The sequence below is a fragment of the Mesorhizobium sp. M1252 genome (genome assembly GCF_040318265.1).
Classification (GTDB): domain Bacteria; phylum Pseudomonadota; class Alphaproteobacteria; order Rhizobiales; family Rhizobiaceae; genus Mesorhizobium.
This window is the reverse complement of sequence record NZ_JAMYLX010000030.1, coordinates 17745-31089: the sequence shown is the minus strand read 5'-3', so window position 1 is coordinate 31089 and position 13345 is coordinate 17745. Positions and strand designations below refer to the sequence as shown.

10 protein-coding genes are annotated in these 13345 nt (G+C 54.1%); 3 read left to right on the top strand and 7 right to left on the bottom strand.

Translation table 11 applies throughout. From position 1 onward, the window contains the following. The first annotated feature begins 193 nt into the window (after nucleotides 1-193). The 3 genes from NKH22_RS30600 to NKH22_RS30590 all read left to right on the top strand — a co-directional run bounded on the left by NKH22_RS30600 (nucleotide 194) and on the right by NKH22_RS30590 (nucleotide 4146). Nucleotides 194-1894 carry a recombinase family protein gene (locus NKH22_RS30600; RefSeq protein WP_352912299.1) on the top strand — a complete coding sequence of 567 codons (1701 nt, stop codon included), beginning with the start codon at nucleotides 194-196 and terminating at the stop codon, nucleotides 1892-1894. An 838-nt stretch (nucleotides 1895-2732) separates the two neighbouring features. Next, complete coding sequence (locus NKH22_RS30595; protein WP_352912297.1) at nucleotides 2733-3263, top strand: KwaA family protein; 531 nt, start codon at nucleotides 2733-2735, stop codon at nucleotides 3261-3263. Further along, entirely contained in the window at nucleotides 3253-4146 is an 894-nt protein-coding gene (locus NKH22_RS30590; protein WP_352912295.1) for a Kiwa anti-phage protein KwaB-like domain-containing protein, read from the top strand. Before NKH22_RS30595 ends, NKH22_RS30590 begins: the two co-directional genes overlap by 11 nt. A gap of 119 nt (nucleotides 4147-4265) precedes the next feature. Here the strand turns inward: NKH22_RS30590 and NKH22_RS30585 are convergent, their stop codons facing one another. The 7 genes from NKH22_RS30585 to NKH22_RS30555 form a co-directional block, all read right to left on the bottom strand. After that, nucleotides 4266-5219 carry an AbiU2 domain-containing protein gene (locus tag NKH22_RS30585; RefSeq protein WP_352912293.1) on the bottom strand — a complete coding sequence of 318 codons (954 nt, stop codon included), beginning with the start codon at nucleotides 5217-5219 and terminating at the stop codon, nucleotides 4266-4268. A gap of 212 nt (nucleotides 5220-5431) precedes the next feature. Beyond that, entirely contained in the window at nucleotides 5432-6100 is a 669-nt protein-coding gene (locus NKH22_RS30580; protein WP_352912291.1) for an HNH endonuclease, read from the bottom strand. 121 nt (nucleotides 6101-6221) lie between these two features. After that, nucleotides 6222-6770, bottom strand: a complete 549-nt coding sequence (locus tag NKH22_RS30575; protein ID WP_352912289.1) for a recombinase family protein — start codon at nucleotides 6768-6770, stop codon at nucleotides 6222-6224. A 206-nt stretch (nucleotides 6771-6976) separates the two neighbouring features. After that, complete coding sequence (locus NKH22_RS30570) at nucleotides 6977-7927, bottom strand: HNH endonuclease family protein (protein ID WP_352912287.1); 951 nt, start codon at nucleotides 7925-7927, stop codon at nucleotides 6977-6979. Continuing rightward, nucleotides 7924-10197: an AAA family ATPase gene (locus tag NKH22_RS30565; RefSeq protein ID WP_352912285.1), complete on the bottom strand. Its 2274-nt coding sequence runs from the start codon at nucleotides 10195-10197 to the stop codon at nucleotides 7924-7926. The genes NKH22_RS30570 and NKH22_RS30565 overlap by 4 nt, the downstream gene beginning before the upstream one ends. 103 nt (nucleotides 10198-10300) lie before the next feature. Continuing rightward, nucleotides 10301-11893 carry an RNA-directed DNA polymerase gene (locus NKH22_RS30560; RefSeq protein ID WP_352912283.1) on the bottom strand — a complete coding sequence of 531 codons (1593 nt, stop codon included), beginning with the start codon at nucleotides 11891-11893 and terminating at the stop codon, nucleotides 10301-10303. Nucleotides 11894-11932: 39 nt separating this feature from the next. After that, complete coding sequence (locus NKH22_RS30555; protein WP_352912281.1) at nucleotides 11933-12979, bottom strand: hypothetical protein; 1047 nt, start codon at nucleotides 12977-12979, stop codon at nucleotides 11933-11935. Nucleotides 12980-13345: the final 366 nt, after the last annotated feature.

Genomic DNA, 13345 nt, shown 5'->3' with positions numbered 1-13345 from the left:
GAGAAGCGGCTACGTTTCATGTCCTGGTCCTCTCGATGGGCCAGAACGAACTTCAAACCGGATTAGATCAGAGGGGCAAGGTCACCACTCCAGTTACACACAGGCCGGGCAGAAGTCTGTACCTTGACTGTTGCCGCGCTTGGGATACGCCGTGTGGCAGATTCTGCGCCACCCCTCCCGAGGAAATAGACCATTGAAACTGCCTGTCGTACTCAGCGGGTTAATCCCGGCCGCGCAATACCTACGCATGTCTACCGAACACCAACGCTATTCGCTCGACAATCAGAGCGCAGGCATCGCGGCTTACGCGAAATCGCGTGGCTACGAGATTGTCGAAACCTACAAGGACGCTGGACGGAGCGGCCTGACGCTGCGCGGACGAGCAGCACTCAAACAGTTGCTCAGCGACGTGATGGGCGGCAAGGCTCCCTATGATGTTGTGCTTGTTCTCGACATCAGCCGGTGGGGGCGATTCCAGGACGTGGATCAGTCAGCCCACTACGAGTTCCTGTGCCGAGAGGCTGGCGTTTCGGTCGCCTATTGTGCGGAAGCGTTTGAAAACGACGGCAGCGCAACCTCCGCAATTGTCAAGCAGATCAAGCGCGTCATGGCGGCGGAATACAGCCGCGAGCTCTCAAGAAAGGTATCGCGCGCGCAACGCCAACAAGCGCGGCTTGGCTTCAAACAAGGCGGCGACGCTCCTTACGGCACTAGGCGGCAGTTAATTGACGAAGACGGTATTCGCCGCATGATACTGGAGCCCGGCGAACGCAAAGCCCTCATCACCGACAGGGTCATCCTGACCCATGGGCCGAAAGAGGAGACGGATCTTGTGCGTCGAATCTTCCAAATGTTCGTCGATCAAAAGATGCGCCTTGCCGAGATCGAAAAAGCGCTGGCGTCAGAGGGGCGTACATCCACCCGTGGTGGCGATTGGTCACTGGGCACCATCCGTAACCTCCTGAGTAACGAAATCTACATCGGCCGTTACGTTTTCGGTCGGCAGCTCAACAATTTGGGCCGACCTTTCAAGACTCTACCCGAGACGTGGTCGCGTTCGGAAATGATGGAGCCCATCATTTCCTCAAAACTATTTAAAGCAGCGGCGCGTCGGCTGAAAGAGATCACTAGGGTGCGCCTGAGTGACCAAGACCTCCATGACCGTCTTACTCGGCTTTATGTCGAACACGGACGCCTAACGTATTCACTCGTGCATGATTGTCCGTATCTGCCTCTGCCTCAGGCAGTTCGGAAACGCTACGGTAGCCTGTACGCGGCCTATCTTTCAGTTGGATATGAAATGCCGACGCGATGGAAACTAAACGCTGACGGCAAACCATATAGCGACGAAGATCTTCTCAACGTACTCCGTCGCATCTACGCCAAGCATGGGCACCCGACGGCGGCGATCATCAACGAAGACCTCCAATCGCCCACGGCTAGGTATTTTATTCGCAGGTTCGGAGGGCTGACTAACGCATTTCATATGGCAGGCTTTGGGGACGCGAATACGACAACCCGCCGTGCAGCATCATTGCGGAACCAGCGCGAGCAGCATGCGAGAGGCGAGAGGCGATCCGCGATTCGCCACAACGAAGATGGTAGCCGCATCACCGATGAACAGCTTCTGGATCACCTTCGACGGTTGATGGATCAGCACGGCCACCTGTCGGGCGAAGTAATCGATGCAGACCCTACATTACCGAGCAGCAAATTCTTCCGACGGCGGCTTGGTGGCCTGAAGGCAGCCTACGCCCGAGTTGGCTATCTCTCCGATCAGAGCGCTATCGTAAAGGCGGCGCTGAAGCGTCTATCGACTCAAGCTGCAAATGATGAAGCGAGAGAAAGTGACCGACGCGACGTCGCGTTATATGGAGAGATGATGCTTAAGTAGCCATACACGGCCGGAAGCGCCAATCGCGGGAAAGCACTAGCGATTTCCTCAAAGGTCACGACAACGTCAAACTTGGCAGCATGCTGCGCATAGTCGGCGAGCCGTGAGGCGCTACAGACTAGAACAGTTCCGGCCACGTCATGCGGGACAATTGCCTTCGGAGGCGTCCTCACCCAACAATTCGCCCAAATTGAGTAATTCGCGGCCTGATCGCGCTTAGTGGAGAATTTGTCTGTCGGCTGTTTCACCTCAAAGTGCAAAGCGAACCGCAGTCCAGAGGGTGCCTCGAATATTGCGAGGAGGTCGGTCTCCTGGCCACTGCAGCCAATGCATCGGCACTTCTCGGTGAAGTGTGATCGCCACCAGTTTGTAGAGGTCTTGCTTCGCGCCGCTCCCATCTCATCGCGCAACAGCCGAGCACCTTCGGAAAAAGCAACAAACTTTGTTCGCCCAATCATCCATGTACGAAAAGTCGCATCGGCCGCCAACGTTTCAGCTATCGGTTGAGCATAGGCGTACTCAAGGGACCCATAGAGCATCGTCCTCTCCTAGAACGGCGAACCTTGCGCGGGCGAGGTCAGCTCTATCCACGACGCTGCGTACGTCGCGCACGAACAACGTGACCGTGCGCTACCTTTGTCCGTCGGATACTCAGGTCGCTCGGACATTCAGATTTCCTCCTCTCGTTGCTCACGAAGTCGAAACAGTGCGCATTCCAGATCGTCGGCAGTGAACCCCTTGGGGGACCGTTCAACGGCCGCTTCAATCGTCGGCGTCGAACTCGATCCCAGATTGCGATAGCATATAATCGCCTCAATTTTTTTGGAACAGAACGAGAATGTTTTCGCGGCTCGCTAAAACCCTGCTGATCACGTCAGCCATTGCCCCAATCGGGCTAGTTTACGCGTGGGTGGCCTATAGAGAAGGCAGTGGCGGTGTGGCGCTGCTGCTTTTATTGGCCTGCGCTGCGCTCGTGCAAGGCTGCCTTGTCGTCTTTAGGCGCGCACCTCAGGTTTTGGAGCGTTTCCCGTTCCAGCCGCAGAGCGTCGAAGCAGCAGATCGTGAGAATGTTGCCTTTCTCCTTCTATATCTGTCGCCGCTTTTTACGTCGCAGTTTGGGCAGCTTAACCTGAGCCTACTAATCCCAACTATATGCATTTTTACCTTGCTAACTGCGACGGGCTACAACTATCACTTCAATCCATTGCTCGGGTTGATCGGATGGCACTTCTACAAGGTCACGTCCGCAGAAGGGGTAACCTACGTTATCATTACAAAAAAGCAGTTGCGGAATACGAATCAGATCGGCCAAGTTGGACAGCTCACCGAATATATTCTTATTGATCTTGGAGAGGACAATGCCGGTTAATCTACTAGCGCTATGCAAGCAGCCGGGTGGCCTTTCCGTAAGGCGCATACGCGTATCCGCCGATGTTCAGAACCAGCTGGACGGCATTTTTATCCAGCAAGAGCAAGCATTCTACGAAGGAGTAACTGAGGAAGTTCAGTTCGACGGAGGATGGAAACCCGAAGCCAACGAACTGCTTTACGCGCCAGTCACGCCTGAGGCGGCGGCTGTTTTCGAGGCTGCTCAGGTCAATTTGGTTGCGATGCCTGAGGTCAATCCGGCAGCATTTAGTGAGGCAAACATAAGGGGTTTGGCAGTCGTTGTTGAACGCGAAGGTGCGCCACGACTTCTCATACAAGGATTTTCTGCCGCACAGATATTGGATCGTAGGTTCAGTCTAATCCTTGACGGGAACACCTTCAATCGCTTGACACACGCCGCCTTTAGCATCGGTTCGCAACTGGTAGCTTCCATCGAAAATGGGCGTATCAAATTCAAAAACTTCAGCAGGATCAAGCTGCTGTTCGATCTAACAAATTTGTACCAAGAGGCGACGGACGCCGAGCTAGACACTTTCTGTGATCTTCCCGTCCTCCAAATCGACAACGTTGTTCATTTCAAACACGTTGCCGATCAACGTATGCGAAAGCTCATCCACGCGATTGAGAGCAGAGGCACATTGCAAAATTACACTCCTCAGCAAATCGCCACGGCTGCAATCGAGGAAGGGTTCACCGTTGCCATCGTCAACGATAGGATTGTGATGCCGCATGCGAAGGCAGAAGCGAAAGCCCTGTTGCATTTCTTAGACAATGGTTTGTACCGGGCGGCTTTGACAGGTGAGATTTTTATCACCAACTCCAAGCGACTTCACAGTGGTGCTGTCCCATTGCAGGCAGCATAGTGACGGGACGAAAGCCATAGTTCAAAGCCGACACGAGCAAGCGGTCGGGGCCTACCCACGCCATATACGTCCGCCATGGCGCGCGGCAGTCTAGTCACTAGAGGCGCGCCACCATCAGTTCATCGCCCGTCAGCATGAAAACCATTCCCGGAAAGAAGCTCCTCGGGCTTTATGCGCCATGACGCAATATCTTGATCGATAAGATCCCAATTCGCGTCAAGCTCCGGCAGGTCGGCTTCCGACACCGGAGCAATGTTCAGCCCTTCGAATTGATTACCCTGATAGATGGCTAGGGTGGAAATCCCTCCGTTGGCGAACCAAAGCCCAATGAGATCACCAACCTCCTTGAGAGCCTTGAGCACTTCTCGCGCGTCGCGTATGTCAAAATCGTCGATGCCCTTCCCCAGCCGACTCTCAGCGTTGCCCGCGTGAGCGATATGGGTGGACGCATGGTCGCTTATGCGGGACAGGTCCGCGAGACGTTTCTCAATCAATACGATGACGGCGGTATCAATCAGATCGGCCTCGCTCCGATCAGCTTCCTTTACCCCGCTGAGATAATCGAAGTCTCGATGACATATTTCGCTTAGGGTTAGGGCGGGGTCGCCCCATATTGCCTTCCCCGCAGCGGCTTTCAAAGCCTCCCGATTCTCCTGTCGAAGCGCGTCAAGATCGTAACGGCACATCCGAAGATGCTCGACGTAAATCCGCCGGGTGAGTCTAGATCGGCATGCTTTCACGTCATCGAGGATCGCCCGAAGTGAATAAACGCCACGAACGCCATAGAGAGGGTGCGGATCGAGCAGCTTCCTAGTGCCGAGGAGCAGACTGGACCAATAGCCCTTTGCCAGTAGATCGAACAGCATCTGATTTAGCGACGAAGCGTCACTTCCTGGAAGCTCCACCAGCCGCCGCCGATTAGCAAGAGCGACAATCCTAATTGCCGTTCGGAAAGCGGCATGATCCCAGAGCATGTCTTCCAAAGCAATCAAAATACCGGTCGTGTCGTCGGTATAGGCCAACTTCCAATTTGATATGCGCCGAAGCAGGTTGTCATCCGCCTGTTTGCCCAACAATTATCCCCATGATCTCAATATATCTACAGCACCACTATAGCATCTCATCCCGCTTGCCTCAGGAGTATCTTGTCCGAGAAGGCTGCGCCTTACTTTCGTCGCCTATCAGCCCACACTGCGGTCACGACCACGCCTCAGCTCAGAAATTGGCACAGTTCAGCATGTGCATCGATGGTGTTGCAATCATTGACGCAAATGCCGGAATTCCGTTATGCCGCTGTTGCCCTTTTCTTACTGTTGCAAGCTTGGCAGAGAACCTGAATATTGGCGAGCGTCGAAGCACCTCCTAGCGAATAAGGAAGTATATGATCGAACTCAACACGCTCCTCGTTACGATCTACACGGTGCGCTGGTCGACCGACGCCCGGGCACTTGCGCCCGTCCCGGTCAAAAGCTTCTAGTGCAACCTGTCTCAGTACCCCGGGAAAATATCTAGGGTGAGTTCCTCTTTCCAATTCGAATGCCAGATCCGGTTCCTGGAGGGAGGCCAAGTAGTTCAGCAGAACGGTCAGACCCGGCTGCAACATGCGCCACTGCCGGTAATCGTTGTCGCCGGTCGTATCCTTGAACGCTGGACCTGTCTCTGCATCAATGGCCGAGACCAAGTTGGAAGAACCGTCACACCATCGACCCGAAAGTAGCCGGAGAAATTTCTGAGCGGGCAGAATCATGCAAATGCGCTGCCCACGATATGAAACCCAGATGCCGTCTGCAGCGTGGACCGTTAGAGTTACCCAAGCGTTCCGGTCTTGAATTTCATCAAGCTTCTTCAAAAAGGGAATCACTGCTGCAACAAACAACTCCTTGTATGATCCGCTACCCTGAGCTGGAATGCAGCGTCCGATGAAGTCCGTGACACGGTGAAGGCTACCATACATGAGTTGCACCACAGGCTGAGCAGGTCAGTTCGAAAATAGCGCACCCTGCAAGCAACGGATAGCGCTTTGGAGGAACGACGCAATCGGCTTGGCACGTGCAATTAGGAACAGCGGCGCCGCGTCAGGCCGTAATAGCCAATATTCGATATACCTGCATTCTGGAGCATCCCAACGTTTTGGCGATAAATGATGGTCTATGGCCGTCGGCCGCAAGTTGCACGATTTGCTCCCTGTCAATGCGGCGCTTGCCTCCACTGTAGACCCCCGAGGCCCTTGCATTCTTAATGCCCTCGCGCTGGCGCTCCTTGATGAACCGGCGCTCCATCTGGGCCACCATGCCAAGCACGGTCAGAATGACATGGCCCATCTCACCACGGGTCGAAACATGCGGATCCAAGACGGTGACAAAGGCTCCGCGTTGCTCGCACTCGTGAATCAAATTGAGCACGTCGCGGGTGTCGCGACCGAGCCGGTCCAGCCGCGTGACGACCAGCTCATCTCCCGGCCGAAGAAAGTCGATGATTGTCGCCAGTTCGGCCCGACCATCGCGGCTCGCCCCCGAGACCTTCTCTGATCGGATGATGCTGCAGCCTTCGCCCTTCAACTTGGCCATTTGCGTTTCGAGATCTTGATCAATCGTGCTGACGCGAGCGTACCCAATGCGAGCCATAGCCTGTCACCTCAAGGTTTAGGCTCAACGCTACCTTGTCACAAATAGTCGATGTCAACCCAGATGTTACGCTGAACTGTCGCGGGTTAGTTACGTCACGCTGGGGTATACCCCGCTGTGACCTCAGCCTGTTTCGTTCGCTTCATTTGGTTAAGCCTCCCCAGCAGCCCTTTTTTGCGCCTCTCCTCCCCACCATGCTAGGCGCCTTACGCAATCTGCTCCAATTCGGATCTGAATTTGACCAGCCACGCATTGACCATTGCGGAGTATGGTTGGTCCCGATCACCCATATGTAGCAATTCGGAGATAATCGCATCGCCAAAGCCGTCGAGCTGAGCACCGACACGCTTCAGCTTTCCATCGGCGCTCTGCTTCAACTCGTCGGCCAGATTCTTCAAGTCGATTGCTAAGCCGGACAGAAACTCCAACCTTCGCAAAACTTCCGTCCGTGCTTGAACGAGTCTCAGTCGATTCAAACCATACACATGGACCGAAGTTGCGCCCTTCAAGCTCAATCCGTCAGCACCAGCATATTCTGCACCTTCATTGAGTTTCTTTGCCAGGATGAACGATACGGTTCTGGTAGCGTCAAAAAAGTAGACAAGGTGCTCGTCCGGCAGATCCTCACACGGGTTCAACAAGAGCGCTTTCTCCCCGTCTAAGACATCGGTGCGAGTGTTTGCTCTGACGCCTGCGGGAGCTAAAGGGAAGCTATCCTTCTTCCCACTTCCGATTGTCACCGAGCTGGAAAAGTTCATCGTTTCTCGCAGCAGGCGAACTTGGCTCGTGTCTCCTTTGGGCGTGACTTGGTAACGCTTGCGATTGCAATCAATGCAGCTGGGCAGCAAGTTTGCCCAATCCATGGCAAGCCACCAGTAGCCACGATGACTAACAGCCTCGGCGACGGCGCCTTTGGGTCGAAAATGCTCGACGTCTAGCGGCTGCGCGCTTGCGTAAAAAGTCTCGCAGTAGGCACATTTGCCATGGAACATTTTCTCCAGCGCATCTTTAACCGACCTAAGCTTGTACACTGCAAATTCGTAGCCCTCCTTCGAGGGAGGAATGGCATCGTAGTGCGCGATGGCTTTGATTAGCTCAGCTGAACCTTTCTCAAGTAGATCGGCTGGAGCCGATTCGCTTCGGTCTACCCTTCTCACCCCACACTCCTTAGCGCATTCACTATCGCCGATCGTGTCTCTGCTTTAAGTCGCAAGAGGTCTGCCTGCGTTTTCTTACGTTTAAGGCGCAAATACTTGGCTATAGCACCCTGAACCAACCTGTGAACCTCCGTGTGACCGATCGGAAGATCACGGCAAAATTCCTCAAGATACGTCGCGAGGGCTGGGTCTTCAGACGGTAAGATTCCCTGCGCCAACTTGTCCTCCATTAGTGCGGCGCGCTTTCCAGCCTCAGTACTTTCGGTACTTCGCAGTTGAAAGAAGTCGGCTGTTAGGAGCTGCTCGACCGTCCATTTCTCGTTATCGGGTAGATTCGTCAGCGCTTGTGTGAAGACTGGAAGGTCCGTCTTCGCCATCTCTCCGGTGACGCGCTCGAGAACCATAACCTCCTCCTTACCCATTCCACGCAAACAGAGAGGATCGTGGGACGTGGCGATGAAGCAGACGCGAGGCAGCGCCTTACGAAGCCCTGTCATGATTGACATTTTCCAGCGCGGATGGAGGTGTGCTTCAACTTCGTCGATCAACACCAGCCCTCTAGCCGTCTCAAGCGACTGAAAGTCAGTATTAACGCGCTTGTCCATTAAGCCTTGCATCACATCACAGAGCATCGCCAGGACTGCGCGAAAACCAGATGACACAATGGATATCGGCTCCCGACGAATTATTTCAGCGTCGCTCTCGTGTTGCTGTGACACGACGAAGATACCGTCTCCCGTACGCTCAATTACTTGAAACGAGCCTTCTATGTTGAATACCAGTCGCAATGCGCGAACAACCATATTAAAGTGGGAGTCGCTGAGGCCAGATAGCCATCGTTCGGGGTTTGACAGGATCTCATCATGCTGGAACAGGGAGCGAACGTGTTTGTGCGGCGCGTACTTTCTCTCTTTATCAAGGTACATCCTGAACGCTCCGTAAGCGAAGAGCGGAATATTCGGGATCAACCCGTCCTCGAGAACTTCGCCTTTTGGATTCCCCGTACGCACCAGCGTTACGGTTCGTCTCATCCCCTCCGAGTATGTCAATTCCAACGTGGCTTGTGATGGAGCTACTCCACCACCTGCGCCTAGGTAAACGGGGTTAAGAACTGAGCGTGAGAAGGACAGTCCCAAGCGTTCACGCGCATTGGGCGCCATGACCGAAAGAGCGATTGCCTCAAGAATCGTGCTCTTCCCTGTCGCGTTTTCACCAAGCAGTAGAAGTGCAGGAACCTCGAAGTCAGATGCAAGCGAGGGCGAAACCGGCATTTCCAAACGAATATTTTCAAGTGACTTGTAATTGTTGATAGCGATGGCATCGAACCGGTCAGCTTCCGAAGCCGCTCGCGGCTGTGCATAGGTTTTGGGCGGACTACTGTCCTGATTTCGCATCTGTTCGATAGCTTGATCAAAGCGCCCAACACCTTCCTCCTTCATCCGTGCAAGAGTCCTGCGTTGCCGATCTATGTCGGCAGTTCCTTTGCCATCAAGCGCGATAGCAAAGGCTTCGCCCAAGAGCAGGGCAATTGCACCTTCATGACCTTCGACGCCTTCCATCCATGGCAGCTTCCGTCGAGGTTCGCGGCGCAAGTCCATTCGGGTATAAGCTATGGCCTCGGTGAACGCCGACCGCCTTCGCTTTACCAAGGACTCACGATTCAAACTGAAATGCTCAATGGTTTCCATACCACGGCGTGAACGACCAACGGCTAGTCCGTTGACCTTAAAGCCCAGACTTCTTCGCAGTACTTTATCCAGGCAGGGATCCAGCAAGAAATTCCGTTCGGGTAGAGGGTAATCAGGCCATAAACCGTCGTCTCGTTGGACAAAGTCATTGAGGAGGGCAAGGCTGGGGAGATCAGCTCGCTTTCCACTGACTGGGAAGTAGCTGTCTTGGTGTGGCCGACACTCCTGGCATATCGGATACAGATTTTGCCAAGCCTCAGCCAGCCAGCTGTAGTAAAGGTGAGATGTCGAGGGATTTTGAACAGGCTCGCTGTGCGCTGCAGGCCGAAATCTGTATACCGAGAATGGCGAGGCAGGGCTTTCACAAAAGGCGCACTTGGACTCAAAGAGGTTGGCCAGCGCGTTGACTAGCTCAACATCTCGTGTGACCGAGTACGTATAAATGGAAGTTTCTATGCGGGTCTGCGCGATTTTTGTTTCGCTCTCACCGAATACATTCAACAGCGAGGCCCGCACCTCTCTCGCCTCAGGACTGGAAAAACTCCTGGGAGGCGAGAACCTTTGACGATCAACGTACTTCATGATTCCCTCAAAGGGCTGATGGATTTCTATAGTCCTGGAAGCAAACGGACCGAGGTTCTGCCGTGCCCAAGCTGGCGAGTTAGGTTGATTGGCCACGAGTGGGCTATTCTTGATGCTCGTCAACTGGTGACTCTAGTTTCGCGATAAGTTTCTCGCGCTGCTTAGCTGCCCATTTCAGAAACAATGCGCCCGTCGGCATCGAAAACATCGGCTTAACCCCCTGGACAAACGTCTCATATTCGTCCTTGGGCAGACAACTCGCTCCCCAGATGAAGCATGGCTGTTCAATCGTTGTGAGTTGACCAAAAGCCGTCTTATATTTGCGAAAGTGGTTCTTGTCGCCCAATCGCCCACGGATGAGATGAAGCTGGCGACGGTCAAGTGGGGTTGTAAGGCTTTCTAGTGCCTTCAAATGCGCAGGAGCGACGGGGACAACGCGGCGCACGAAGAGTTCCAACAGCCATGTCCGTATCAGTTGAATGCTTGAGGCCGGGGGAGAGAGAATTGCTTTGACGACGATGTCACTCAACTCGTCGAAGCAACTAAATTCCTCCGATTCTAGCTCCTGCATAAGGAGCATCATCTCCTTTGCGAACACCACCAATTCGGAAAAGTTCTCAATGATGTACTCGATGGCCTCCGTCGGCTTGGCTATTTTCAGTGCGCGAAAGATGACCTTAATGCGTCCCATATCGAATGCGACCTTGCCGACCTCATCTTGCAAGTAGCCGAGGAGGTTCATCGATTTCAGCTTCTCAACATCCTTTTCATCGGGTTCATCATCGAAATAGAGGTCGGACGTCAGTGCCTCTATGGCCGCGCCCTCGGCCTCCTCAGATACGTCGGTCGTTTGGCGTCTCAGCTTCTTTATGAAATCAACTCGACTATAAATCTCTGTCTTGGCGACGTTCAGAGAAAGGCCCTCGTTGATGGCCAGCTGTTCGGCAATAAACGCGAGAGCGTCGTAAGGATCTTCGTCCGCGCGTAGAAAAATCCTGAAATCGTCGACAAACCTTGTGGCCGCCCGCCCATCGTGCTCCAGCGCTCTGTCGGTGTCGCTCAATGCCAACTCGGCTAGCAACCGCGCAGCACTGCCGCCCACTGGAAGGCCAAATGACTGCTTCGCCCGGATTACCTTGATGTGCTTCTTAATGTATCTGGCAGCGCCGTGTCCTGGCGCGACCTCGTCCAGCAAATTCTCTAGTCTGTGGAAATTGATTCTAGCATAGAAGTCGGAAATGTCCGTTGCAATGACATGTTTAATCTTCAAGTTGCCTTGTGCATAGTTAAGCTGAGTTTGGAGCCATTCCTTGAAAGTGCGATCTGTCCGGAAGATGCCGCCCTTGCCATTCGGTGCGAACCGATAGGAAAACGCTTCGAAGTTATCCTGAGAAGGTCGGTGGCTTTCGATCCGTGGGCCTAACTCCACCACTGCCGCAAGCAACAAAATTGTATCCAGATAAGGAAGCTGATGAACAATTCTAAACCCATACCGGCTTTTTGGTCCAAGCGCCTCAACAGCAGTACCTGGATCATAAATATCAAGGTCTAGCACTTCGAGTTCGTCAATTATTAAGCCCATCTCCTCGCGCACGAAGGAAAGTTCTGTAAGATGAGGGAACACATCTGTGTCGCCATAACGACACAGGTGTTGCACGGCCGTCAATAACGAAGACTTGGGGAGTCGATACGCCATCGATTGACAATTCTTCTGGTTCGCCTTGGCCGATTTTTCTCAGTTCGAGACTCTTACAAGCACTTGTTCAGGGGTGATTTCTTTACCCTCATCGAGAACTGGCAAAATGTCGGGGACGGGCACGGGGTCTTCTGGTGGGCTTCGTTTGACAGCGAAGGTCACTGTCCGGCCGCTTTCTATAACGGACCGGATCATAGCTTCGAGCGCGGCCGATTGGGTGATTGTGGTGCCCACCCACGAACCGGCCACGAGCGTTACGAACTCTGTTCCGCTAAGTCTGCGGCCGACATTGCTGTATGTGAGGAGATTCCCGCCGCGCGGTCCTTTGAGCCGTTCGCTTGCCGCCAGCGCCTTCCAGAGCCCATGTGGCAGGTACATACCCGGAAACATACCTCGGTCATCTGGATTGAAAACGATGCGGGAGCAGAATTTCAAAAAGAATGGGTTGCTGCTGAACCGAAAACCGTCCGGATTCATATCAGCCTCGATCTGGCTGATCTCATCCAGAAGGTGATCCATCCGTTCCATCTCCCCTGAGAACTGATCGCCGTCCAGCCATCGAAATTCGAGTTCCTCTTTGCCCTTCTCAAGGGCCTTGTATTGGACCATAACGAAGGAGCGATATTTCTCGTTGAAATAGATGAGATCGGCCCCCGTCTGCTGTTCCAGAGGAAGGCGATTAGCCATGACAATAGTCACGCGAACAGATGAGTTTGTCTCCGACTGGAAAGTGCGCGAAGCGATATGGGGCGCATCCTGAATAGCGGCAAATCCAGGAAGGCTCATAAGGTCAGCGTGAAGCATTACATCCTCGCGGACCTGGGCGCCGGGGAGACCCTCGAGAAAGGAAGTTCTCTCGCTCGTCGCCACTGGGTTCCAGCCCAAGACATCATGGGTTCCTACACCGGCGATTTCGAGAGCCGCTGAAAGGGTCTCTTTCTGCAGCGCAAGGTTCTCCCTTTCACGTTCGCCGAGCTCCGCAATTAGTTGTGCGCGGCTCGCCGACATCCGACTAAGTTTGGTCCCCAATACGGAGTCCATCTGCGATAGCGCATCGACGACAGCCTTGAGCGTCTTGGGCGGCAACACGCCACCATTGTCGATAACCCTCCTGAGTGGACCCCGAAATTTCGCGGGAACGCTTTCGATAATGCGGTCAAACGATATGGGCCGTGCGAGAGCGTCCAGAGAAGTCATATTGAGGCGGACAAGCCGGGTCCCAGCCGACGCGCCTTTGCGAGCATCGCCGACGTGGGTAAGGGCGCCATCTTCGAATGAGGCAAGCACAACAAGCGGGGCGCGCCTACTGTGGTCGAATGTGGGGACGGGCTCAGAGGCCCGTGGTCCCCCGAACCAACCTCGCGCCGAATTTAACAAGGTCTCCCGGCGGTCAGGCCGAACTTTCAAAATATAAACCGACCCCGAAGCCACGCTGAACTCCCTAGCTGCGCG

Coding starts and splice junctions, on each gene's coding strand:
- NKH22_RS30560 (WP_352912283.1), bottom strand. CDS start 11,893: ATGGCGTATCGACTCCCCAAGTCTTCGTTATTGACGGCCGTGCAACAC.
- NKH22_RS30580 (WP_352912291.1), bottom strand. CDS start 6,100: ATGTATGGTAGCCTTCACCGTGTCACGGACTTCATCGGACGCTGCATT.
- NKH22_RS30575 (WP_352912289.1), bottom strand. CDS start 6,770: ATGGCTCGCATTGGGTACGCTCGCGTCAGCACGATTGATCAAGATCTC.
- NKH22_RS30595 (WP_352912297.1), top strand. CDS start 2,733: ATGTTTTCGCGGCTCGCTAAAACCCTGCTGATCACGTCAGCCATTGCC.
- NKH22_RS30565 (WP_352912285.1), bottom strand. CDS start 10,197: ATGAAGTACGTTGATCGTCAAAGGTTCTCGCCTCCCAGGAGTTTTTCC.
- NKH22_RS30590 (WP_352912295.1), top strand. CDS start 3,253: ATGCCGGTTAATCTACTAGCGCTATGCAAGCAGCCGGGTGGCCTTTCC.